This is a genomic window from Erythrobacter litoralis, from assembly GCF_029760855.1.
Lineage (GTDB): Bacteria > Pseudomonadota > Alphaproteobacteria > Sphingomonadales > Sphingomonadaceae > Qipengyuania > Qipengyuania litoralis_A.
This window is the reverse complement of the sequence record NZ_SOSI01000004.1, coordinates 73,585-97,311: the sequence shown is the minus strand read 5'-3', so window position 1 is coordinate 97,311 and position 23,727 is coordinate 73,585. Positions and strand designations below refer to the sequence as shown.

At 62.4% G+C, this 23,727-nt stretch carries 16 protein-coding genes; 8 read left to right on the top strand and 8 right to left on the bottom strand.

Annotated elements, in window-relative coordinates; genetic code table 11:
* Positions 1-8 precede the first annotated feature (8 nt).
* Both E3U23_RS08800 and E3U23_RS08795 read right to left on the bottom strand, forming a co-directional pair.
* Entirely contained in the window at positions 9-728 is a 720-nt protein-coding gene (locus E3U23_RS08800) for a fimbrial biogenesis chaperone (RefSeq protein ID WP_279350876.1), read from the bottom strand.
* An 82-nt stretch (positions 729-810) separates the two neighbouring features.
* The gene (locus E3U23_RS08795; RefSeq protein ID WP_279350875.1) at positions 811-1,293 is read right to left on the bottom strand and encodes a hypothetical protein; all 483 of its coding nucleotides are present in this window, start codon (positions 1,291-1,293) and stop codon (positions 811-813) included.
* Positions 1,294-1,626: 333 nt separating this feature from the next.
* On the opposite strand from E3U23_RS08795, the gene E3U23_RS08790 reads away from it, so the two are divergent.
* The 4 genes from E3U23_RS08790 (at position 1,627) to paoC (ending at position 6,200) form a co-directional block, all read left to right on the top strand.
* On the top strand, positions 1,627-2,256 hold the full coding sequence (locus tag E3U23_RS08790; protein WP_279350874.1) for a helix-turn-helix transcriptional regulator: 630 nt from the start codon (positions 1,627-1,629) through the stop codon (positions 2,254-2,256).
* A 146-nt stretch (positions 2,257-2,402) separates the two neighbouring features.
* Positions 2,403-3,035 (top strand): aldehyde dehydrogenase iron-sulfur subunit PaoA, encoded by a 633-nt coding sequence (gene paoA, locus E3U23_RS08785; protein ID WP_279350873.1) that lies wholly within the window; start codon positions 2,403-2,405, stop codon positions 3,033-3,035.
* Between the two features lie 4 nt (positions 3,036-3,039).
* Positions 3,040-3,990 carry an FAD binding domain-containing protein gene (locus tag E3U23_RS08780; RefSeq protein ID WP_279350872.1) on the top strand — a complete coding sequence of 317 codons (951 nt, stop codon included), beginning with the start codon at positions 3,040-3,042 and terminating at the stop codon, positions 3,988-3,990.
* 14 nt (positions 3,991-4,004) lie between these two features.
* Entirely contained in the window at positions 4,005-6,200 is a 2,196-nt protein-coding gene (gene paoC / locus E3U23_RS08775) for an aldehyde oxidoreductase molybdenum-binding subunit PaoC (RefSeq protein ID WP_279350871.1), read from the top strand.
* Here the strand turns inward: paoC and E3U23_RS08770 are convergent, their stop codons facing one another.
* The 3 genes from E3U23_RS08770 to E3U23_RS08760 are packed head-to-tail and all read right to left on the bottom strand — an operon-like array spanning position 6,201 to position 10,287.
* Positions 6,201-7,220 carry a cupin-like domain-containing protein gene (locus tag E3U23_RS08770; protein WP_279350870.1) on the bottom strand — a complete coding sequence of 340 codons (1,020 nt, stop codon included), beginning with the start codon at positions 7,218-7,220 and terminating at the stop codon, positions 6,201-6,203.
* On the bottom strand, positions 7,217-8,734 hold the full coding sequence (locus E3U23_RS08765; protein ID WP_347710016.1) for a tryptophan halogenase family protein: 1,518 nt from the start codon (positions 8,732-8,734) through the stop codon (positions 7,217-7,219). Before E3U23_RS08765 ends, E3U23_RS08770 begins: the two co-directional genes overlap by 4 nt.
* Positions 8,728-10,287, bottom strand: a complete 1,560-nt coding sequence (locus E3U23_RS08760; protein WP_279350869.1) for a tryptophan halogenase family protein — start codon at positions 10,285-10,287, stop codon at positions 8,728-8,730. The genes E3U23_RS08765 and E3U23_RS08760 overlap by 7 nt, the downstream gene beginning before the upstream one ends.
* A gap of 162 nt (positions 10,288-10,449) precedes the next feature.
* Between E3U23_RS08760 and E3U23_RS08755 the strand changes: the two genes are divergently transcribed.
* The gene (locus E3U23_RS08755) at positions 10,450-13,872 is read left to right on the top strand and encodes a TonB-dependent receptor (protein WP_279350868.1); all 3,423 of its coding nucleotides are present in this window, start codon (positions 10,450-10,452) and stop codon (positions 13,870-13,872) included.
* 74 nt (positions 13,873-13,946) lie between these two features.
* On the opposite strand, the gene E3U23_RS08750 is transcribed toward E3U23_RS08755, so the two are convergent.
* A complete protein-coding gene (locus E3U23_RS08750; RefSeq protein ID WP_279350867.1) occupies positions 13,947-15,509 on the bottom strand; it encodes an aldehyde dehydrogenase (NADP(+)) in 1,563 nt (520 codons plus the stop codon).
* A gap of 123 nt (positions 15,510-15,632) precedes the next feature.
* Here E3U23_RS08750 and E3U23_RS08745 point away from each other — a divergent pair, with 123 nt between their 5' ends.
* Genes E3U23_RS08745 through E3U23_RS08735 form a run of 3 tightly spaced genes read left to right on the top strand, consistent with a single transcriptional unit; the run spans position 15,633 to position 20,115 of the window.
* On the top strand, positions 15,633-17,087 hold the full coding sequence (locus E3U23_RS08745; protein ID WP_279350866.1) for a sugar porter family MFS transporter: 1,455 nt from the start codon (positions 15,633-15,635) through the stop codon (positions 17,085-17,087).
* A 53-nt stretch (positions 17,088-17,140) separates the two neighbouring features.
* Positions 17,141-18,667, top strand: a complete 1,527-nt coding sequence (locus E3U23_RS08740) for a tryptophan halogenase family protein (protein ID WP_279350865.1) — start codon at positions 17,141-17,143, stop codon at positions 18,665-18,667.
* Entirely contained in the window at positions 18,664-20,115 is a 1,452-nt protein-coding gene (locus tag E3U23_RS08735) for a tryptophan 7-halogenase (RefSeq protein ID WP_279350864.1), read from the top strand. Before E3U23_RS08740 ends, E3U23_RS08735 begins: the two co-directional genes overlap by 4 nt.
* Before the next feature lies 1 nt (position 20,116).
* On the opposite strand, the gene E3U23_RS08730 is transcribed toward E3U23_RS08735, so the two are convergent.
* Together E3U23_RS08730 and E3U23_RS08725 are read right to left on the bottom strand one after the other, a co-directional pair.
* Entirely contained in the window at positions 20,117-21,277 is a 1,161-nt protein-coding gene (locus E3U23_RS08730) for an endo-1,4-beta-xylanase (protein WP_279350863.1), read from the bottom strand.
* An 11-nt stretch (positions 21,278-21,288) separates the two neighbouring features.
* The gene (locus E3U23_RS08725; RefSeq protein WP_279350862.1) at positions 21,289-23,700 is read right to left on the bottom strand and encodes a glycoside hydrolase family 3 N-terminal domain-containing protein; all 2,412 of its coding nucleotides are present in this window, start codon (positions 23,698-23,700) and stop codon (positions 21,289-21,291) included.
* Between the last annotated feature and the right edge of the window lie 27 nt (positions 23,701-23,727).

The window sequence follows — 23,727 nt, the reverse complement described above, 5'->3', positions numbered from 1 at the left end:
GCGAGACCTTACGAAGCGGTGGGAGAGTACGTAAAGCCGTTTGCCGCAATAGCGCCCGCATTATCGCCCATGTCCAGTTCGACATAGCGCGTCGCACCCGGCATGACATAAGAGGTATCGCTTTGCATGAGGGCTTTATCGGAGACCTCGACAGCACTGCCGCCAGCGTCTGCCTGAAGAACGCCGTCGGCAAGACGAGCGATACCATTGCCACGGTTTACGAACGTCAGACGGTGCTTCGTCGTCCCTGCAACCGGCTCGGAACCCGTCATTTCCAACTGGCCCGCCGCATCATTCGGCTCGACAACCACAGCAGTGAAAAAGCGTACGCCGACCTTGAGCTGCGCTTCCTCGCTATCGTTCGCGACTACGGGGACTTGCGAAATCAGAACATTATACAGCGCCGACTTTGTCGCGGGATCCCCACGGAACCGTATCTGCACGGCCTGCTTGGCACCGGGTTTCAGGATTGCTTGGGGAGGGAAGACCAGAAGATCGTTGGTTTCCTCTCGTGTTACCGACCCGTTCTCATCGATCAGCACCTTGAACGCCGTCATGGAGAGGGTTGCAGGTTTTGCATCCGTATTGTTGATCGTCAATCGACCGGTCGCTTCGCCGCCCGTCGGTTCGATCTGGATACGCAAAGGAGAAACCGAATACGCCGAAAGAGCCGCAGGAACGGCCACGACTGCGCACAGGGCGGCGGCGGCTTTGAGAATACGCTTCATGATTTCCCCCTCGAAGTAATAAAGCTGGCGGGGTCGATCCCGCGACCCCGCCAGCCGTTTAAGCATTCAGTTGCTTAAAAGATCAAGCGTTGCCGTCGATCGTGAAGGTCACGGTATCGCTCAGCTTGAGACCACCCGGAAGAACCGTGTCGGCTTCGGGCTTCGCCGTGATCGAGTGCAGGGCACCATTGGCGTAGCCCGGCTCGAAGCCGGTCACGACGAAGGTGTTGTCGGGGCTTTGGAAGCCTTGCTGAACCTGAGTCGGCTCGCCGCTGGCGGGGTCGATCTTCCACTTATATTCGACCGAGAACGTGCCGTTGTCGAGCGAACCGTCATTGTTCGAGTCGACTACGACGGTGAAACCGTCGGGGTCGTTGCAGGTGATGGTGAAATTGCCAACGTTCTGGTTGGTGTTGTTGAGATTCAGGCTCGTCGAGTTCTGACCACCGAGGGTGAGATCACACTGGTAATCGATTTCACCCGAAAGGTTCAGTACGTCGGCAGAAGCTGGAGTGGCCATCGTGGCAGCGGCAGCAATGGCGCCGAAAGCAGCAATCTTTTTCATCGTATTTCCTCAGCAAGAATTACACCGCATGCACAATTGCAGCGGCTTCGAACTCTCATGGCGACGGTACGACCGACTGCATGTTCTGAATTTGCCCCACCTCAAGAGTTAACTGCTTATTAACCAGTCGAAGTGCGAGTCGCATCCCCCCGGAGGGTGAAGGGGGCACTTTGTGTCGCGCTGATACAGTTCAATTGAATGTCGAGTTTGGAGGTAATTAAACTGCAAGTTGCCTTTCAAGAATGCTGCTAATAATCAAGCGGGTGCGATTCTTAAGAAATCGGCGGGCGTTTTCACCGAGTGAGATGATGGCTTCAAAGGCAAGGTCCAAAGATGTCTGTACAGAAAGCGTTGCGATCACCTCCGGATAGGGAGCATACGAACGATCGTATCGATCTCCACGCTATCGCCTGTACTCTCGATGCGTTGGACATTCCGGCGCTTATCGTTTCGCCGGAAAGAGAGCGTGAGAACGTATCTGAAAAACTAGCGACGTTTTTAAGCGAGAATGACCTTCAGTTGGAAGGCGATGGCCTGTCCGTTCTTAACTGCAACACACGACAAGCGATAGATCTTCAGCATCTAGCCGCGACCTTGCAACAGTCACCAACTGTCGTTCCGATTTCACAATCGGCTGAGGTCGAAATGCGTGTTTTGGAAGGTTTGGGAGATACTGCTATTCCCGAGGCGGTCATTGCTGTGTTCAGGCAGACAAGCGATAATCTTTTGGAATCGAAGTTAGTCGAAGAATTCGGCCTGACAGAAGCGGAATGCGATGTTGCCTTGGCGATTTATAAAGGGGAAAATCGAAAAAAGGTTGCCAAGAGGCGGGGGGTCTCGAAAGAAACGATCAAATCGCAAATCAAGTCCGTGTATGAGAAGGTCGGATGCAATCGTGAGGTCGATTTGATCCGCTGTCTGAGTTCGTACGGTTCCGCATCTGACCATACCTTATCTTATTAAGCGGTGCAGGACGTCCCCTTCGATTCCAGCCGAAGCGATCAGAAGGGCCAATAGGCGATCGGGAAGCCATTTCTCCCTAATGCCTCCTGACATTCTTCCACCCTTGCTCTACAGACGTCGGCATAGTGGGTCGATAGAGGCGAAAAATGGACAGCAACGGTTTTCTCAACGTATCGCGCCGCGGGGTTCTTGCAGGAGGCGCCGCCGGGGTGGCTATCGGGCAGAGTTCGTTCGCCGTAGCCCAAACTGTGAGTAACGCCCAAACGGATACCGATCCGATGGCACTGGAGCTTACGGTGAACGGCGAACGGCGCGAACTCGAAGTCGATACGCGCACAACCTTGCTCGACGCGCTACGCGAACACATGCAGCTGACCGGCACGAAGAAGGGCTGCGACCACGGGCAATGCGGCGCTTGCACCGTGATGGTGAACGGCGAGCGGATCAACAGCTGCCTGACCCTTGCGGTGATGCATGACGGCGACGAGGTTACGACCATCGAAGGGCTCGGCATGCCGGGCGATCTCCATCCGATGCAGGCTGCGTTCGTGAAGCATGACGGCTATCAATGCGGCTATTGCACGCCGGGGCAGATCTGCTCCGCAGTCGCCACGCTGCAGGAAATCCGCAAGGGCATCCCCAGCCACGTGACCGAGGACCTTACCGGCCCGATGCGCCCGACCAATATGGAAATGCGCGAGCGGATGAGCGGCAATATCTGCCGCTGCGGCGCCTATTCCAACATCGCCGACGCGATGGCCGAAGTGGCGGGAGCCTGATCCGATGAAAAGCTTTACCTACGAGCGCGCCACCTCGCCCGTCACCGCGGCGCAGGCCGTTGCTACCAACCCGAATGCCAAGTTCATCGCCGGCGGGACCAACCTGCTCGACCTGATGAAGCTGGAGATCGAGATGCCGTCGCATCTCGTCGATGTCGGCAGGCTCGGCCTCGACCGGATCGAGGGCACCGAAGATGGCGGGCTTCGCATCGGAACGCTGGTCAGCAACACCGCGCTGTCTGCCCATCCGCGGGTGCGCGAGGATTATGCCGTCCTTACCCGCGCGATCCAGGCCGGGGCGAGCGGACAGCTTCGCAACAAGGCGACCACCGGCGGCAACATGCTGCAACGCACGCGCTGCGTCTATTTTTACGACACCAATATGCCCTGCAACAAGCGCAAGCCCGGAAGCGGCTGCGCAGCGATCGGCGGGGTTTCACGCCAACTCGGCGTGATCGGCACCTCCGACAAATGTATCGCGACCTATCCGGGCGATATGGCGGTGGCGATGCGCGTACTGGATGCGACGGTGGAAACCGTAAAGGCCGACGGCACGACCCGCGCGATCCCGGCGGCGGACTTTCACCGGTTGTGGGGCGATACTCCGGAGATCGAGACCGCCTTGGAGCCGGGCGAAATCATCACCCATGTGCGCCTGCCCGCGCCGCTCGGCGGCAAGCATTTCTACGCCAAGGTCCGCGACCGGCGTTCCTATGCCTTTGCGCTGATATCGGTTGCCGCGGTGATCCAGCCCGACGGTACCGGACGCGTCGCGTTCGGCGGTATGGCGCCCAAGCCGTGGCGGTTGGCGGAGGCCGACGCACAATTGCCCAACGGAGCCACCGCCGTGATTCGTACCGCGTTCGCCGATGCCCGGCCGACCGAAGACAACGCCTTCAAGATTCCGCTCGCCGAGCGTACCCTCGCCGGCGTGCTCGCCGATGCCAAAGCCTGATCGGAGCCGCACCCATGAAATTCGAAGCACCCGCAGGCGAAAACCTTTTCGACACGGCGACTGTGGTGGGCAAGTCCACCCCAAGGATAGACGGCCCGCTCAAGGTTTCGGGTCAGGCGCCCTATGCCGCAGAACGCCACGATGTCGCGCCGAACCAGGCCTATGGCTGGATCGTGGGATCGGCCATTGCGAAGGGCCGCATCAGCTCCATGAACCTTGCCGATGCCCGCCGCGCGCCGGGTGTCTTGGGCATCGTCGCGGCGACCGAGCACAAGCCCGTCGGCTCCAGTAGCTTCAATCACGCTCCGCTGTTCGGCGGTAGCGAGATCGCGCATTACCATCAGGCGATCGCCGTGGTTGTCGCCGAGACCTTCGAACAGGCACGCGCAGCGGCGGGCCTTATCCGCACCGAATATGCGGACAGCGAAGGCGCGTTCGATCTGGCGAAAGTCGCGCCGGGCGCGCCCCTCGCGAGCGAGGAACTGCCGGATTACAACCGCCTCGGCGATTTCGATGCGGCATTCGCCAACGCCGCGGTGAAAGTGGACCAGCGCTACACCACTCCGGACGAAGCCCATGCGATGATGGAGCCGTTCGCCACGATCGCTGCATGGGAAGGCGACGAGCTGACCGTCTGGACCTCGAACCAGATGGTCGCATGGTCCAAGCGCGCGCTCGGTTCGATCCTCGGGATGCCCGCAGAGAAAATACGCGTGGATTCGCCCTATATCGGCGGCGGCTTCGGCGGGAAATTGTTCGTACGCTCCGATGCCGTCATGGCGGCGCTCGGTGCCAAGGCGGTCGGTCGCCCGGTAAAGATCGCGATGCATCGGTCGCTGATGTTCAACAATTCGACCCATCGCCCCGCGACGATCCAGCGTGTGCGGCTGGGCGCGGGGCGCGATGGCCGGATCACCGCGATCGCGCATGAGAACTGGTCGGGCAATATCACCGGCAAGGATGGGGAGAACGGCACGCTGCAAACCCCCAAGCTCTATGCCGGTGCGAACCGGCTGCTGGAAAATAGGACCGCGCAGCTCGATCTGCCAGAAGGCAACGCGATGCGCGCGCCGGGCGAGGCGCCGGGGCACATGGCGCTCGAAGTCGCGATGGACGAACTGGCCGAGGCGCTTGGCATGGATCCGGTCGAAGTGCGGATCGTCAACGATGCACAGGCCAATGTGCCGGGCGAGCCGGAGACCAAAATTTCGGACCGCAATCTCGAACGCTGCCTGCGCACCGGCGCGGATCGCTTCGGCTGGTCCGCACGCAATGCCACACCCGCACAGATACGCGATGGGCGCAAGCTGGTCGGCATGGGCGTCGCGGCAGGCTATCGCGCAGCGCCGACGATGAAATCGGCGGCACGAGTAAAGCTGGGCGCGGACGGCACGGTTACGGTCGAGACCGACATGACCGATATCGGCACCGGGACCTACACGATCATCGCCCAGACCGCGGCCGAGGCGATGGGCGTCCCGCTCGATCGGGTGCGCGTCGAACTGGGCGATTCGCTCTACCCCGTGTCCGCCGGTTCGGGCGGCCAGTGGGGCGCGGCGAGTTCAACCGCCGGGGTTTATGCGGCCTGCGTCAATCTGCGCCGCATGATCGGCGACAAGCTCGGCTTCGACGGCGATGCCGCGACTTTTTCCGGCGGCAAGGCCAGCATCGATGGTGAAAGCCATGCGCTGACCGATGCCGGTGCGGTGACCGCCACGGGAGAGATGGAGTTCGGCGACTTCCAGAAGGATTACGACATCGGCACTTACGCCGCGCATTTCGCGGAGGTCGCGGTCGATATGTACACCGGCGAGGCCAGTATCCGCCGGATGCTCTCGGTCTGCGATGCCGGGCGTATCCTCAACCCGTTGTCAGCGCGTAGCCAGGTGATCGGTGCGATGGTGATGGCGGCAGGCGCCACGCTGACCGAGGATCTCCATGTCGACAAGCGCTTCGGTTATTTCGCCAATCACGATCTGGCGAGCTACGAAGTGCCGGTCCATGCCGACATCCCGCCGCAGGAATGCATCTTCCTCGATACGCTCGATCCGATGATTTCGCCTCTGAAGGCGAAGGGTGTGGGCGAACTCGGCATTTGCGGCCCTGGCGCAGCAATCGCCAATGCGCTCTACAATGCGACCGGCATTCGCGTTCGCGATTATCCCCTCACGCTCGACAAGTATCTCGACCGGCTGCCCGCCGTCGCCTGATCAGCGGGCGAGTGCGTCCCGGATTGTGCCGCGCATCCGGGCGAACAGGCCGGGCGAGGGCGGCCCCAGTACGCCTTTCGCATCGTCAGGCAGATGGGCCGCGGGGTCGCCGGAGCGCTCGAACACGTAATAGTCGAGCAGGTCGCGCCACACGTCGCGCTGCTCGGGCGGTAGGTGGCGATAGGCGTAGAGGGCGTGAAGCATCGCTTCGTACCCGCCGCCTATGCCTTTGGGCTCGCCGTCGTTCCACCAGTAGTTCACCAACACGTTCATGTCGTCCAGCGATGCGACGCCATGCCACCAGCAATAGGGGATGTAGATCGCATCGCCCGGCGCCAGCGTCGCTTCCTGCGCCGCTGCTTGCGCATCGGCGAAGCGTGGAAATGCATCAAGATCGGGGGCGGACAGATCGACCAGGCTGATCGGCGTGCCGGCCGGCGTCAGCTCGAACGGACCAGGATAGAGGTTGGCGGTCTGGTCGGGCGGGAAAATGGTAAAGATGCGGCGCCCGCCGATGCAGCAGGCGATGTTTTCCTTCACGTCGAAATGCGGGGCGACGCGGATGCGATTGCCGATCCAGATGCGTGGCCGTACACCGGGCAGGAGGCCAAGCGTGTTGGCGTGCGCAAAAGCGGGGATGACTTCGCCGATATCTTCGGACTGAACGGCCATGGCCGGTACCGCGTCCCGACCTGCCAACCGCAGGAGATCGCCGAGAAACGTCTCCAAGCGGCCCTTGCCGCGAATGAAGTTCAGATCCGTCAGACCGGGGGTGTAGAAGAAGCGGCCGCCTTCCTCGGGCTTGGCCGCGATGGCCTGCACCGGGCGCGTCGAGCCACCTTGCGCGATCGCCGCGCATAAAGCCTCATCCCCCTGCCGGGCCGCTGCCACCGCCGGCCAATCGGCGACGAGGCCGCGCATCACGACCGGTTGGCGACGCTCCCGGATATCTGCGAGGATTTCTGCAGAAACCGGACCTTCCATTTCGCGGACTGGAGCCGGAATAGGCAAGGGGCTCATCGGATCGCGCCGCCATTGACCGTGAGAAACTCCTCCTGAGTCGGCATCTGCGTGACTGCGGCGCTAACCACCTGCCGTATATGAGCGAGCCGCTTGCGGGTCTCGTCGAGGCCGAGCGTGTCGGTCATCGGATGATAGCCGCCCGCCGTAATGCCCTGTCCCGCCATTACGGACAGCCAGCTCGTTTCCGTGAAAAGCTCGTTGTTCTCGCGGAATACCCGGCCCGAACTTTCGAACATGGCGATCTTTTCCGCGACGGCCGGCGGTGGTTCGAGATTCCGGCAATAGCGCCAGAACTCGGTATCGTCGCGCTCGGTCGCGAGGTAATGCAGCACGAGAAAATCGCGGATGTCGCGATATTCGTTTTCGTGTTCGAGATTGTAACGCGCAATCTCGTTCGGTGTGAACGCGGTGGTCGGAAACAGTGTCAGGAGCCGCGCGATACCGACCTGGACCAGATGTATCGCAGTCGATTCCAGCGGTTCGAGGAAGCCGGCGGCAAGGCCCAGCGCCACGACGTTCTTTTCCCACGCCCGTGTGCGATAGCCTGCGGTGAAGCGCAGGCGAATTGGTTCGGCGATCGGTGCTGCATCGAGATTGGCTAGCAACAGGTCTTCGGCCTCGCCGTCATCCATATGCGCCGAGGAATAGACGTGCCCGTTCCCGATCCGGTGCTGGAGCGGAATGCGCCATTGCCAGCCGGCGGGCCGCGCAGTTGAGCGGGTGAGCGGTTCGTGATCCCCGCCAAGCTCGCAGGGGACCGCAATCGCGCGGTCGCAGGGAAGCCATTTGGTCCAGTCCGTGAACGGCACACCAAGCGTTTGCCCGAGGAGCAGCGAGCGAAAGCCGGAGCAGTCGACGAACAATTCGCCCGCGACGGTTTCGCCGTTCTCCAGCCGGACCGCATCGACGAACCCACTTTCCCCATCCTGCACGACATCGACGATCCGGCCCTCGATCCGCCGCACGCCGAGCTTCTCGGCATAGCCACGCAGGAAGTGGGCATAGCGGCTGGCATCGAACTGGAAAGCATAGGCAAGTTTGGACAGGGGCGAATTCGGCTGATCGGGACGCGGGCGCGCGAACTTGCCCGCCTTCCCGGCCATCGCCGCGATCGAAAAGCTGTCGAGCGGTTCCGATTCGCCGGCCTCCTGCGCCTTGAGCCAGAAATGATGGAATTCGATGCCCATCATATCAAGCCCGTAGCGTCCGAACGGGTGGACGTAGCGGTGGCCGGGCCGCAGCCAGTCGACGAATTCGATGCCGAGTTTATACGTCGCGCAGGTTTCGCGGACGAAGGCGTTCTCGTCGAGGCCGAGCATCGCGTTGAACGCGTGGATGCGCGGGATCGTCGCTTCGCCCACGCCTACCGTGCCGATCGCCTCGCTTTCGATCAGGGTGATCGACAGGCCGGGGATGCCGCCCAGCACCTTGCCGAGCGCGGCAGCGGTCATCCATCCGGCGGTCCCCCCGCCGGCGATGACGATCCTGCGGATCGGTGGTGCGCTCACCACTGCGCAGTCATTTGCGGCGGAGTGTCTTCGTGCCAAGCGCCGGCCTGCCGCAGGAATTGCTCTTGCGTCGGCAGGCGCTCTGCCGTTGCCCGGTAGCCCTCGCGCATTTGCGTCATGGCGGCGGCGACCTTGCGCTCGTCGAGCGTGTCGGCGATCGGATCGTGCCCTTCGGGCCAGACGTTCTGGCCGAGCATCACCGCAACCCAGCTCGGCTGCGAGAACAGTTCGGCATTCTCTCGGAACACCCGCCCGCGCCGGCGCCACAATTCCATGCGTCTGGCGAGACTGTCTGGCACGTCCATATCGCGGACATAGCGCCAGAAGGGTGTGTCGTCACGCTGGGTCGCCTTGTAATGCAGGATCACGAAATCCCGTACATCCTCGTACAATTCACGCATGCCGCGATTGTATTCGTCTCGCTCCAGCGGGTTGATCGGCCAATCGGGGAACAGCGCGAACAGGCGCGCGATACCGTTCTGGATGAGGTGGATACTGGTCGATTCCAGCGGTTCGATGAAGCCGCCCGAAAGGCCCAGCGAGACGACGTTGTGCGACCAGAGCCGCTTGCGCATACCGGTGGTGAACCGGAGTGTGCGCGGTTCGGCGATGGCATCGCCCTCGACATTGCGCAGCAGGATGTCGCGTGCTTCGTCTTCCCCCATGTAAGAGGATGAGAAGACGTGGCCGTTGCCAGTGCGGTGCTGCAACGGGATGCGCCATTGCCAGCCTGCGCCGTGCGCGGTTGCGCGGGTGAACGGATCGGGCGACCGGACATTTGCCGTTGGCATGGCGATGGCACGGTCCATCGGCAGCCAATGGCTCCAGTCCTCGTATCCGGTTTCGAGCGTGTCCTCGATCAAGAGGCCGCGAAAGCCGGAGCAGTCGATGAACAGATCGCCCGCGACCGTGTTGCCGCCTTCCAAGCGAACGGCCGTGACATCGCCGTTTTCGTCATCGCGCAGCACTTCGACGATCTTACCTTCGATGCGCTCGGTCCCCTGTCGCTCGGCCATGCGGCGCAGGAAGCGGGCGTATAGGCCCGCGTCGAAATGGAAGGCGAAGAACATCTCCGACACCGCCGATTTCGCAGCGGCGGAGGGACGCGCGAACCGGCCGAGTTTCGCAGCGACCGTGCTCATCGAATAGTCTTCGATCGAGCCGGCGGCCAAACCGCCGCGCGCCGCCTCGCGCAGGTATAGCTGGTGGAACTGGATGCCGTGAAGGTCGCGGCCATAGGTGCCGAAGGGATGAAAATACCGGTCGCCTTGGCGGCCCCAGTTCACGAATTCGATGCCGAGCTTGAATGTGCCGCGGGTCTCGCGAAGGAAGGTATTCTCGTCGATATCCAGCATCGCGTTGAAATTGCGTATCGGCGGGATCGTCGCCTCTCCCACGCCTACGGTGCCGATCGCATCCGACTCCACGACCGTTATCCGCCGCGTCCCATCGGCGAAGAACCGCGAAAGGGCCGCTGCCGCCATCCAGCCGGCCGTACCGCCTCCTACCACAACGACGCGTTCGATCCGTCGACTGTTACCGTTACCTGCGGCCATATGGAATCGTGCGCCTCCCACGCGACTTGCGTATTTTTGCAACACCTCCCTCTATCTTTACCGCAGGGTATTGCAAAGGCTGCCCCCGTTGGATATTCCCCGCCACCCGAAAGTAATGCGCGCCTAACATTGTTTGGTAGCGCTAACAGGGAGAGGGATACAGTGACTAAGGCGATCACGCCGCGCGGCCGCTTGGGCGCAGGCAACGAATTTTTATTCCGCAACCTGCTGCGTGCAGGTGCGTCGACCATGGCGCTGTCCGGGCTGCTGGCCGCGAATGCCGCCTATGCGCAGACCGCTCCGGTCGAAGATCCGGTCGATGCGGAAACCGGTGAGCCCGACGCGGATCAGACCGACGGCGACGTCATCATCGTCAGCGGCATCCGCCAATCGCTGGCAAATGCGCAAAACATCAAGCGCGAAGCCGATACCGTGGTCGATGCCATTACCGCCGCCGATATCGGCGCGCTTCCCGACCGCTCCGTTACCGAAGCGCTGCAGCGGGTGCCGGGTCTCGCCATCAACCGCTTTGCCGGGTCGAGCGATCCGGATCACTTCTCGGTCGAAGGTTCCGGCGTCGTTGTGCGCGGCCTCAATTTCGTGCGGTCCGAATTCAACGGGCGGACCGCGTTCGTCGCAGGGGTCGGCGGGCAGGCACTGAACTTCGCCGATGTCCCGTCCGAACTGCTGGGATCGGTAATCGTAAGCAAGAACTCGACCGCCGACATGATCGAAGGCGGCCTTGCCGGAACGGTCAATCTGAACACCCGCAAGCCGTTCGACGATTACGGTCTCAAGATCGCCTTCAGCGCCGAAGCGAACTACGGCGACTTCCGCGAGAAGTGGACGCCGACGGTTTCCGGCCTGATCAGCAATACATGGGAAACCGATGCGGGCACGTTTGGCTTCCTGGTCAGTGCATCCTACTCCCAGATCAAGAGCCGTGCGGACGGCTTGCAGATCACCAACTTCCAGACGCGCGACGGGCAACTGGTCGAACAGGCGTTTGCCGACGGCGCGCGGGTCTGCCGCAATCCGTTGCCGCTTGCCGGCGTGGACAACAACACTCTCCCGCCGCCGAACTCGGCATGCGGAACGGCGGGAACTCCCGGAGCGGATGGCTTCGCCGACTACGCCGATGTCCGCTACGCACCCATTGGCGGACAATTCCGCACGCAGGAATTCGACCGCAAGCGCGACGGTGTCGCGGCAACGTTCCAGTGGGAGTCGAACGACGAACGTTCCTTGCTGACGGCGCAGTTCATCCGTTCGCATTCGACCAATCGCTGGGGTGAATACACGTTCGAAACCCTACCCGACCAGTCCGAGTACAATACGTTTCCGCAGGGCTGCCTTCAAAACGCAAATGGTCCGAACATTCTTACGCCGGATGGCCGTGGAGGATTCGTCAGCGGCGATCCGACGCCGCGGGCTGAATGTCCGATCGGGGAATTCCAGGACTATCTTTACGACGACGACGGGCTGTTCCAGTCAGGATACATCACGCGTCCCAGCGATGCCTTTCGCGGAAACGACGCCAATGGCGGTTTCGTAACTGCAGGCGGCATGCAGCAGCATCTCGCGCGGCGTCAGGTGGACGACGAGACCACCAATTACGATTACGGCGTACACTTCTCACAAAAGTTCACCGACCGCCTGTCACTCGAACTCGATGCGCAATATGCGAGTTCGAAGAAGCAAAACCTCGATGTCAGCATCTTCGGTTCGACTTTCGCCGATCAGGAGCTCGACCTGACGGGCGATCTGCCGACCGTCATCCCGCATCGCCCCGACATCACGACCTACACTTGGGGCGGCGTCAACGAGGAGCTGGCGAACCAGACCGATGCGGAATATTTCATGGATCCGCGCTCGCAATACTGGCGTGCGGCCATGGATCACATCGAGGACAGTGAAGGCGATCAGTTCGCTTTCCGGGCCGACCTCAATTACGAATTCGACGACGATTCCTTCCTGCGCTACGCGAAGGTTGGCGGCCGGTACCAACGGCAGGACCAGCAGGTCCGCTATACGACCTATAACTGGGGCGTACTCAGCGAAGTATGGGCCGGGACGGCGGTCTCGTTCGACGAATTCGGGCAGGACCAGCAGGAATTCTACGAATTCCCCGACTTCTTCCGCGGCGATACCAACGGACCGGTCGGAGGTTACTATTATTCGGGCGACCTGATCGACGATTATCAGGGTTTCCAGGATTTCACCCAAGGCATCATCCGCGAATGGGACCGTCAGAACGATCCCGACAATGATACGCTGACCGGGTTCGTGCCCCTTGAACAGCGTGGAGGCGTGATCGCGGGAACGCCGTTCCTCCCGACCGATATCCAGAACATAAAGCAGAACGATTATGCCGGCTATGCGATGCTTTCGTTCGGCAAACCGTACGATCCGATTTTCGGCGACGTCCGGTTCGGCGGTAATGCCGGCGTTCGCTACGTTCGAACCGACGTAAGTTCGCCGGGTTCGTTCGATCTCGGTACGCGAGAGAGCCTGAACCTTACACAAGACTTCGACACACGGTGCCTCACCCCGATTACCCGGCCGGACGGAACGGAAGTCTCACCGGGCGGCATCTGCAACCTCGGGCCGGACGGTTATGCGGCGCTACAGGCGATCGCCGATCTGGATCCAATCTATGTGCCTTCGCGCGACACATACGATTACTGGCTCCCGAGCCTGAACCTGCGCTTCGGCGTTGGCGACGATCTCGTGCTGCGGTTTGCGGCTTCGAAAGTGCTTACCCGGCCGGATAATGCCTATATCCGAAACTTCCTCAATACGCAGCTCGATGCGAATAGCGGTGGCCTGTTTGCACAAGCCGGAAATCCCTCGATCAGGCCCGCAACAGCGTGGCAGTTCGATGCTTCGGCTGAATGGTATTTCGATACCGTGGGCTCGCTGACGTTCAATGCGTTCTACAAGGAAGTCGAAGGGTTCTTCTTCCAGAACGTGACGGACATCGCGTATGAATTCAACGGAACGCAAGTCGTTGTACCAACCCGCCGGCCGGAAAACTTCGATGGCACCGGAAAGATCAAGGGTTTCGAAGCGGCTTACCAGCAGACGTACGATTTCCTCCCCGCGCCGTTCGACGGTCTCGGCGTGGCGGCGAACTATACCTATATCGACAGCGAAGGCCTGCCCAGCAGCTTCCTGAACGGTGGAAATATCGCGAACAATACGGTGGAAAGCCCATCCACTGTTGCGCCGGGTAATTTGCCGCTCGAACAGCTTTCGAAGCATAATGTGAACGCCACGGTGTTCTACGAGAAAGGTCCGATTTCGGCGCGTGCAGCATATAATTGGCGCTCTCGCTTCCTGCTTACGGCTTCGGATGCAATCTTCCCGTTCTATTCGATCTTCAACGAGCCGACTGGACAGCTGGATGCGTCGATCTTCTTCGACGTGAGCGACGCGATCAAGGTCGGGGTACAGGGCGTGAACCTGTTGAACGAGGTCACCAAGACTTCGCAGGCCTTTACCGGAGATCCGGACCGGCTCGCGCCGCGTTCTTTCTTTGTGAACGACCGCAGGTTCTCGTTCATCGTTCGCGGCAATTTCTAACTGAACTCAGCAAAAAAAAGGCCGCCGCATTTTCGGATGCGGCGGCCTTTTTTCATTGTCGCAGAGTGGCGCGATCAGCCGGCACGCTGTCCATCGACGCGGCGCGGCGCGGAACCGCCGTCTTCGCGCAGGGCTTCCGGCAGGAGATCGCTCGGCATGTCCTGATAGGAAACCGGACGCAGGAAGCGATCGATCGCCAAAGTGCCGACCGAGGTGCTGCGTCCGTCCGAAGTCGCCGGGAATGGCCCGCCATGGACCATCGCATGGGTCACATCGACACCGGTCGGCCAGGCATTGGCGATGATGCGGCCTGCAAGTTGCTCCATAACCGGAAGAAGTTCGCGCGCGGCATCGTGATCCGCTTCGTTCATGTGAAGGGTGGTGGTGAGTTGGCCTTTGAGCTTCGTGAGGATTTCCCGCACCTGATCAAGATCGCGGCACCGCACGACGACCGAACTCGGACCGAAGACTTCGTGCGAGAACGTGTCGTCGCCGAGGAAATCGTCGCCCGATACGGTGAAAACCTGAGCCCTGCCGCAATTGCCGGACCCTTCCGCTCCGGTTCCGACCAGCTCGACGCCTTTCAGCTTTCCAAGCTTGCCGATGCCTTCATCGTAGCTCCCACGAATCGCGGACGTCAGCATGGTCTGTGCAGCGACGCTTTCAAGTGCCTTGCCGGAGGTACGGACGAAGGTATCGAGCGCGTCGCTCTCCACACCGAGGACGATACCGGGATTCGTGCAAAACTGACCTGCACCAAGCGAAAGCGAGCCGACATAGGCTTGTCCAAGGGCTTCCGCGTCGGCGGCAAGCTTGTTCGGCATGAGGACGACAGGATTGATACTGCTCATCTCGGCATAGACCGGGATCGGCACGGGTCGCTCTGCCGCATGGCGCATAAGGGCGAGGCCGCCCGCGCGCGATCCCGTAAAGCCGACAGCGGCAATGCGCGGGTCGGTCACGAGCGCCTCGCCGATCGCGTTGCTGGTGCTGTTGACGAGCGAGAAGACCCCGGCAGGCAGACCGCTTTCAGAGACCGCCTCCCTGATCGCGCCCGCAACCAGTTCGGAGGTACCGGGATGCGCCGGGTGGCCCTTCACCACCACGCAGCACCCTGCAGCGAAGGCCGAGGCGGTGTCGCCGCCCGCGACGGAGAAGGCGAGCGGGAAATTGCTCGCCCCGAACACGGCGACCGGGCCCAGCGGTATCATCCTCAAGCGTAGATCGGGCTTGGACGGGGTCTTGCCGCCATCGGCATGATCGATCCGCAGGCGCTGCCATTCGCCCTGTTCCACTTCGTCCGCAAAGAGGCGGAGCTGGCCGACTGTGCGCCCGCGCTCTCCGTTAAGGCGCGCTTCGGGAAGGCCGCTTTCCTGCATCGCGCGCTGCGTCAGCATATCGCCCAGCGCGTCGATCTTCTCGGCGACGAGGCGGATGAAGGCGGCGCGCTTCGCGGGCGAGAGTGCACCGAAAACTTTCTGCGCTTCGGCGGCAGCCGCACAGGCATCTGCAACGTCCTGTTCGCTAGCCTCATGAAAGGCGGGATCGAGCTTGGTGCCCGAAGCAGCTTCGACGGCCTGAAAGGTCTGTCCGGATTGGCGTTGTTCGCCGGCGATGAGATTGGTGCCTGTAAGCATGGAATTCCTTTTCGGTTTGCGCGGCTGAAATGATTAAAACCGCGCTTGCGTTCGCCAATGTTTACGTCATAGTTAGCGCTAACATAAGCGGCCCGTTATGGAAATGGGTGAGGGAGAGGGAACATGGATACGACACGCAGCGGCGTCAACATGGCGCTGATATCGGCAATCGTCGCCGTCGCGACGATCGGCGGCTTGCTGTTCGGTTACGACAGCGGCGCGGTGAACGGAACGCAAGGCGGCCTGACCGCGGCGTTCGATCTCAGTCCGGCACAGCTCGGGTTTACCGTCGGATCGCTGCTCATCGGCTGTGCGTTCGGTGCCTTCTTCGCCGGCCGGCTGGCGGATGTAATCGGACGCAAGCGCGTGATGATCGTCTCGGCGGTCCTCTTCGTCGTCGGCGCGCTCATCCAAGGGACGACGGCCGATCATACATTCTTCGTCATCGCGCGGTTCGCCGGCGGCATGGCGGTGGGTGCGGCAAGCGTGCTCTCGCCCCTATATATTTCGGAAGTCGCGCCCGCGAATATCCGCGGCCGGTTGACGACAGTGCAGCAGGTAATGATCATCACCGGTCTCACCGCCGCCTTCCTCGTTAATTACTTTCTCGCGGCAGCCGCCGGAGACTCGCTGGCCGAAATCGGCGGGACGCCGGCATGGCGCTGGATGTATCTCGCGCAAGCCGTTCCCGCCGCGATCTTCCTGGTTGCGCTGTTCTTCATTCCGGAGAGCCCGCGCTATCTCGTCAGCCGGGGCCATAGCGAGGATGCGCGGAAGGTTCTAACCCGCCTGTTCGGCACGGAAACCGCCAATCGCAAGATCGGCGAGATCGAAGCGAGCTTCAGCGACGAGCATCGCCCCCGCCTGTCTGATGTGACCGCAAGCGGAACGATCTTCCGCCCGATCGTATGGGCCGGGCTGCTGCTGGCGACGTTCCAGCAATTCGTCGGCATCAACGTGATTTTCTATTACGGCGAAACGCTGTGGCAGCTCGCCGGCTTCACCGAAAGCGACTCACTGCTGATCAATATCGTCTCGGGCGTGGTCTCGATCGCGGCGGTGTTCGTGGCGATCCTGTTCATCGACAAGATTGGGCGCAAGCCGCTCCTTATGATCGGATCGGTAGGGATGGCCGTATCGCTCGGGGCGATGACGTTCGCCTTTTCCGGCGCGGGTACCGATGCGTCCGGCAACCTCGTGCTCAGCGGGATGGCCGGCAACATCGCGCTGGTTGCCGCCAATCTCTATGTCATCTTCTTCAACATGAGCTGGGGCCCGGTGATGTGGGTGATGCTGGGCGAGATGTTCCCCAATCAGATCCGCGGGTCGGCACTGGCGGTGGCGGGCCTCGCACAGTGGGGGGCGAACTTTCTGGTCGTGCAGACCTTCCCGCTGATGGCCGACGGTCTCGGCCTTGCGGTCACCTATGCGATCTATACGATCAGTGCGGCGATCAGCTTCTTTCTGGTCAAACGGTTCATCAACGAGACCAAAGGCAAGGAGCTGGAGGAAATGGAAGGCTGGGACGCACCGGCTAGCGTCGGCGACGCGATCGCGCCGACGACGCGCATCAAATGAACTTGCAAGCGCCGCGGGTGTGCGCTCCTTCGTCGATGCGCTAGGATCGGCCGATGCAGCGCGAAGGGAAACCGAAAACCCGCGTCGTCGTCCTCGGTGGCGGGACGGCGGGGTGGATGACGGCGGCCGGGCTTGCCAAGCTTCTGCCCGACCTTGCCGAAGTGACGCTTGTCGAGAGCGAGGATATCGGCATCGTCGGCGTGGGCGAGGCAACGCTGCCGCACATCCGCGGCTTCGTCGAACGACTGGGGATCGACGAGGCGACGTTCATGCGCGCCACCCATGCAACCTACAAGCTCGGCATCGATTTCCGCGATTTCGGCAGCATCGGGACGAGCTACATCCATCCCTTCGGCAGCTTCGGCGAGGAGGTGGCCGGGGTGGGTTTCCACCACTGGTGGCTCGAGCTTGAACGGCAAGGCATGGCCGCGCCCCTGGGCGACTATTCCTTCGCCGTCGCCGCCGCCAAAGCCAACCGCTTCGCCCCGCCCGCCGAGGGAACGAGCCTGGCCTCGACCTATGGCTACGCCTATCAGTTCGACGCCACGCTGTTCGGCCCGTTCATGCGCGAGTTCGGCCTCGCCAACGGTGTGACCCGGCACGAAGGCCGCGTCACATCGGTCGAGCGCGACGGGGACAGCGGAGATGTCCGCGCGCTGGTCATGGAAGACGGGCGTCGGATCGAAGGCGACCTGTTCGTCGACTGCTCGGGTTTCCGCTCGTTGTTGCTGGGCGAAACGCTGGGCGAAGAATGGGAGGACTGGACCCACTGGCTTCCCTGCGACCGGGCCGCCGCCATGCCGTGCACGCACGAAACGGAGGACATCCGGCCCTATACAACCGCGACCGCGATGCCGGCCGGCTGGCGCTGGCAGATCCCGCTCCAGCACCGCATGGGCAACGGTTACGTGTTCTCGAGCGCACATCTGAGCGAGGATGAGGCCTGCGAAGCGATCCGCGTTGCGGCGGAGGGCGAGCCGCTCGCCGATCCCCGCGTGCTCCGCTTCCGACCCGGGCGGCGCAAGCACAGCTGGAGCCACAATGTCATAGGCGTCGGGCTGGCCAGCGGATTCCTCGAACCGCTCGAATCCACCTCGATCTATCTGGCGCAGATGGCGATCACCTATCTGATCGAACTGTTCCCCGAAGGCGGTGCGATCGATGGGCGGGACCGCGACGAGTTCAACCGGCTGGTCGACATCGAATACGACCGGGTGCGGGATTTCCTCATCCTGCATTATCACGTGACGACGCGCGACGATTCCGAGTTCTGGAACCACGTGCGAACGATGGCGGTGCCCGATAGCCTCGCCGCCAAGATGGACCTTTGGCGCAAGGCCGGGCGGATAGAGAAATACGCCGACGGCCTGTTCTACGATGCGAGCTGGATTGCGGTCTATGTCGGGCAGGGCCTGCTGCCGGACAAGCACGATACTCGCACCGCCTTCGCGGACCCGCACCGGGTCGCAGCCGCGCTGGAGCGGTTGCGGCAGGAGATCGATGGGGAAGTCGCCCGCATGCCGGTCCATGTCGCCTACCTGAAACGCGAGGCCGCACGGTTGGCGGCGCAGCCCGCGTGAGCGCCGCCGGCGAACCGCTGCGCCGCATCGCGATCGTCGGCGGGGGCCAGGTTGCCATCCTGACCGCGATCGGACTGAAGCGCGCGGTGCCCGGGTGCGAAGTGGTTGTGCTGGTCACGCAGGGCGACCCGCGCGATTTCGCGGACCATGCGGCCAGCGCGTTGCCTTTCTCCAATCGCCTGCATCACCGGCTCGGCATTACGGAGGACGTCCTTATCGGGCAGGCTGGTGGGAGCCACCGGCTGATACTGCGCTACATCGGCTGGGGCGGGGCGGGGCAGCACGGCGCTATGGCCTACGGCTCTGCGAGCGGCGTGCCGCAGCAGGCGCGGTTCGCGGCGCAATGGGGCGGGGGTTCGCGCAGTGCGGGAGCCGCGCGAGCGCCGGGCTCGCTGGCGGAAGTTCTTGCGAATGCGGGCCGCTTCGCTGTGCACCAGGGCGAGGGGACCGGTCCCGTCGATAAGCTCGATTACGCGATGCGCTGGGATCCCGCCGCCTATCGCGCACTTCTATCAGCCGAGGCGCAGAGGATCGGAGTGCGGCTCGTTTCCGGAGGCATCGCGAGGGTCGAGATGGGCGCGGGCGGAGTTGCGGCGATATCGTCGACGCAAGGCGAGCGCATGACGGCAGACCTGTATGTTGATTGCAGCGGTATCGCACGCAGCGTCATTGGTGCGCATCCGGAGGCCGAATGGCGCGAAGGCACCGAACGAACTCTCTACTACGCACCGTTGGGGCAGGGGATGCTCGCTCTGGAGGACCGCCTGTCCCTGTTGCCGGAAGGTTGGCTGCTCGAATTGGCGAGCCGGAGCGGTCTGCAAACCATCTTGGGGGCCCGAGCCGATATTCACGAGGAAGCGGCGGCGCGGGCCTTGCAAACGCAACCGGCGGCGAAGGTCGCGCTGCACGAGGATGCCGTGCGCGAGCCCTGGATCGGCAATGTGATTGCAATCGGGGACGCCGCGGCGTGCATGGAACCGCTCGCCTTCCTGCCGATCGACCTCGCGCACCGGATGCTCGATCTGCTGCTGGAACTTCTTCCCGGCCGCATTATCGATCCGCGCGAACGATCCGAGTTCAACCGCCGCGCCCGCCTGATGTTGGACGGCGTGCACGAATCTCTTGCCCTCCATCGCGCCGCACCGTTCGCGCGGCAGGTATTCGCGGGAGACGATCCGCCGGATGCCGTCCTTTCTGCCATCGACCAGTATACGCGTCGGGGCCGACTGCCCTTTCGCGAAGAATATGCGTTCGAGGCCGAGGAACGGATCGGCCTTTACGAGGCGCTTGGCTTTACGCGCGGCATACCGCCGCAGGAACGCAGCGGCGATGCTCGCCATGTGGCGGCACTGCAAGCGGAGTTCGAACGGTCCGCAAAGGCTGCCCTCGCGCAGCTTCCGCCTTACGGCCAATGGATGATGCAGCGGCTCGGCGCGCGACAAGCCTGACCTAAGAGGTTGCCAAGGCGTCGGCCAATGCACCGCGCATCGGTTTGGGGCGATACTGGTTGTCGTAAGGCGCACCGCGCACTTCGAGGCCGTCCGCCCGTCGTGCCGGCTCGAAATACTGGAGCCAGTTGAAGGCATCGACCATGCCCCAGACCAGTACGTCGTCGAGCATGCCGTCGTAATCCATCATTACGTCGAAATAGCGCCGCGTATAGTCCGCGACCGCCGCATCTCGCGCGGCGAGATCGGCGGGCAGGGCGGTGTCCTTCACGTCGAATTCGGTGATGACAAGCCGGTAGCCCATGCCGGTTACTTCGTCGAGGAAGCGGCGCCATCCCGCCTCGTCGTACACCCCGACGCCGGTCGCCTGATCGAGTTCGAACATCTCGATATGCGACTGGATGCCGAGCGCATCGCACGGAACGCCGCGTGCCTTCATCCCTTCGAGCAGGCGCAGCACATCGGCGACATGGCCTTCGTGCTGCGGCTCCCAGCTCATGTAATCGTTATAGACGAGCTGCGCGTCGGGAAGCTGTTCGCGCGCTTGATGAAACGCATAGTCGATCACGGCTTCCGGGCTGCCCATTACACGGCTCAGGCTGGTTTCGATGGGTTTGCGCGCATCGTGATCGATCGCTTCGTTGACGACGTCCCAGCTCTTGATCTGGCTGCCATAGCGCTGCGTTACGGTTTGAATATGCTCGCCGAGCAACCGCTCCGCCTCGCGCACCGGCGTCGCGCCGAAATCATAGGTGTTGAGCCATTCGGGAAACCATTCGGGCCGGTGCCATAGCAGGACATGGGCGCGCAAGTCCTGCCCGTTCGCCCGCGCCCATTCGGCGATCGCATCCATCGGTTTGAAATTGTAAGTATCGGGCGAAGGGCGCAGGCTCTGCCATTTCAGTTCGTTTTCCGGCACCACCACCCCGCATTCCGCTTTCACCAGATCGGCATAGCGCGGATTGGTGATCGACATTCCGGTGCCGTCCGCATTCCAGGCGACCGCGCTGCCGAACCGCCGGTCGCTGCGCCGGGCGATGGCATCGAGGCTGGGGCCGGCGGGCACGTTTGCGGCGCTGCGTGACGACGGTAATGTGGCGCAACCGGCCAGCGGAAGGCTGCACAGGCCTGCAAGCGCGGCGCGGCGTGAGATATCAACCATGATCCTGCCCCTTATTCGGAAACGGTCAGTTCGACTGTCTGAAGATCTTGCGAATTCGGTCCGACCATGATTTGGAAGCTGCCGGGTTCGACCACGCGTTTCATGTCGCGATCCCAGAATGCAAAGGCATCGGGACGGATCGCGACATCGACCTGCCGCGTCTCGCCGGGTTCGAGGGTGACGCGCTTGAAGCCGGCAAGCTCTTTTACCGGGCGGGTGACCGAGCTGATCTCGTCGCGCAAATAGACCTGCACCACCTCGTCGCCTGCCATGGCGCCGGTATTGGTGACGGAAACGCGGACGGTCACGCCCTGCCCTGCCGCGATGGTGGCAGACGAAAGCGTCGGCGCGCCCATGGTGAAGCTGGAATAGGACAGCCCGTAACCGAAGGGGTAGAGCGGGGTCACCTCGTCGAACAGATAGCCGCGCCGCGCGCTCGGTTTGTAATTGTAGAAGTTCGGTAGCTGGCCGACATTGCGGGCGACAGTAACCGGCAGCTTGCCGCCCGGATTGACGCGGCCGAACAATGCATCGGCGATGGCGGTGCCTTGCTGTTCGCCGGCATACCAGGTTTCGAGGATGGCGTCCGACTGTTCCGCCACCGCCGGATAGCTCGGGGGCCGGCCGTTTATCAGCACCGTCACGATCGGTTTGCCGAGCGCTTTCATGGCGGCGAACAACTCGTTCTGCTCCCCTACGAGATCGAGACTGGTGCGATCGCCGAGATGCTCGTCAGCCCAGCCCTCGCGGCTGGTCTGTTCGGTATCGCCGATGAAGAGGACGATCGTGTCGGCGTCGCGGGCCGCTTCGACCGCGGCGGCGATCATGCGGCGGTTCTCTTCGGGATTGGCAAGCTCGACCTCGTCTTCCCACCAGTCGTCGTCGAGCGTGATCTTCACACCGGGCGAATGGACGATGTTCGCACTATCGCCCACCAGCGCGCGGATGCCTTCCAGCGGCGTGACCGTGTCCCTCGGTATGCCGTAATAGCCGCCGAGCCGCGCGACATCGGCATTGGGTCCGATCACCGCGATGGTCGGCTTCGCGCTGCCGTCAGGCATGGCGAGCGGCAAAACTCCGTCGTTCTTGAGCAGGATCAGCGATTTCTCGGCGGCCTTGCGCGCCAAGGCCACGCCTTCGGGCCCGTTCGAAGCCATGGCAGGCGCGGCGTCGGTGACGAAAGGTTGTTCGAACAGCCCGGCGTTGAACTTCATCGTGAGGATGCGCTCGACGGCGGTGTCGATCTGCTCCGGCGACACTTTGCCTTGAGCAAGCAATTGCTCAAGATTGCGGTAGGCCACCCCGTCGGGGAAATCGATGTCGACTCCGGCATCCAGCGCGAAGACTGCGGCACCGGCCGGATCTTCCGCGATATGATGGCGCGAGGCCATTTCCTCGATCGCGAAATAATCCGATACGACTGCGCCCTGATAGCCCCATTCCGTGCGCAGGATATCGCCCAGCAGCCAGCGGTTCGAATGGGAGGGGATGCCGTCGATCTCGTTGTAGCTCGCCATTACCGCGTCGATCCCCGTACGGTCGATCACTTCCTTGAACGGGGGGAAGAAATCCTCGCGCAGGGTGCGTTCCGAGATCTGCGCCGGGCCGACATTGGTGCCGCTTTCCGGTTGGCCGTGCCCGGTCATGTGCTTCAACGTCGCCATCACCTGGCCGGGCCGGAGTTTGCGACCGGTGCCAACGCCCTGCAGCCCTTCCACCGCGGCGACGCCCATTTCCGAAACGAGGTACGGGTCCTCCCCGAAGGTCTCCTCGATCCGGCCCCAGCGCGGGTCGCGCGCGACATCCACCACGGGAGAGAGCACCTGGTGGACGCCGCGCGCGCGAACCTCGCTGGCGATGTAATCGTTCACATCGCGCACAAGGTCCGGATCCCATGTCGAGGCGAGGCCGATCGATTGTGGAAAGCTGGTGGCATCGAGCGCAGCAAGACCGTGCAGCGATTCTTCATGCGTCATGATCGGGATGCCGAGCCGCTGCTGCCGCGCCCAGCTTTGAAGCGCGTTCACATACCGGATGCTTTCCTCGATCGAACGCGGCGTATTCTGCCGCGGACTTCCGGGGCCCTTCAGGTCCGACGGGCGGGTGAAGAAGCCGATTCCGTCGGGATATCGCGCACTCGCCTTGGCGGGATCAAAAAAGTTCGCGTCGTCCTGTATCTCGGCCTTGTTGGTCCAGGTTGCGATCATTTGCGCGAGCTTTTCCTCAAGCGTCATGCGCTGCATCAGATCGGCGACGCGCTGTTCCACCGGCAGGGATGCGTCCCAGTACGGCGCATCCGCCATCGGCTTTTCGGTGCTAATATCTGCCGTTATGTCCTGTGCCGATGCCTGCGGAGCGAGCGGCGCGGTGAACGCCATGGCGGCTGCGCTGGCTACAAGCGCCGCGCGGATTGCAAAGTTCATCGAAGCTCTCCCTGACCCCGGTCGCTT

Excerpts from the sequence above, each read along its gene's own strand:
- E3U23_RS08800 (WP_279350876.1), bottom strand. The coding sequence starts at position 728 with ATGAAGCGTATTCTCAAAGCCGCCGCCGCCCTGTGCGCAGTCGTGGCC.
- E3U23_RS08795 (WP_279350875.1), bottom strand. The coding sequence starts at position 1,293 with ATGAAAAAGATTGCTGCTTTCGGCGCCATTGCTGCCGCTGCCACGATG.
- E3U23_RS08790 (WP_279350874.1), top strand. The coding sequence starts at position 1,627 with ATGTCTGTACAGAAAGCGTTGCGATCACCTCCGGATAGGGAGCATACG.
- paoA (WP_279350873.1), top strand. The coding sequence starts at position 2,403 with ATGGACAGCAACGGTTTTCTCAACGTATCGCGCCGCGGGGTTCTTGCA.
- E3U23_RS08780 (WP_279350872.1), top strand. The coding sequence starts at position 3,040 with ATGAAAAGCTTTACCTACGAGCGCGCCACCTCGCCCGTCACCGCGGCG.
- paoC (WP_279350871.1), top strand. The coding sequence starts at position 4,005 with ATGAAATTCGAAGCACCCGCAGGCGAAAACCTTTTCGACACGGCGACT.
- E3U23_RS08770 (WP_279350870.1), bottom strand. The coding sequence starts at position 7,220 with ATGAGCCCCTTGCCTATTCCGGCTCCAGTCCGCGAAATGGAAGGTCCG.
- E3U23_RS08760 (WP_279350869.1), bottom strand. The coding sequence starts at position 10,287 with ATGGCCGCAGGTAACGGTAACAGTCGACGGATCGAACGCGTCGTTGTG.
- E3U23_RS08750 (WP_279350867.1), bottom strand. The coding sequence starts at position 15,509 with ATGCTTACAGGCACCAATCTCATCGCCGGCGAACAACGCCAATCCGGA.
- E3U23_RS08745 (WP_279350866.1), top strand. The coding sequence starts at position 15,633 with ATGGATACGACACGCAGCGGCGTCAACATGGCGCTGATATCGGCAATC.
- E3U23_RS08740 (WP_279350865.1), top strand. The coding sequence starts at position 17,141 with ATGCAGCGCGAAGGGAAACCGAAAACCCGCGTCGTCGTCCTCGGTGGC.
- E3U23_RS08730 (WP_279350863.1), bottom strand. The coding sequence starts at position 21,277 with ATGGTTGATATCTCACGCCGCGCCGCGCTTGCAGGCCTGTGCAGCCTT.
- E3U23_RS08725 (WP_279350862.1), bottom strand. The coding sequence starts at position 23,700 with ATGAACTTTGCAATCCGCGCGGCGCTTGTAGCCAGCGCAGCCGCCATG.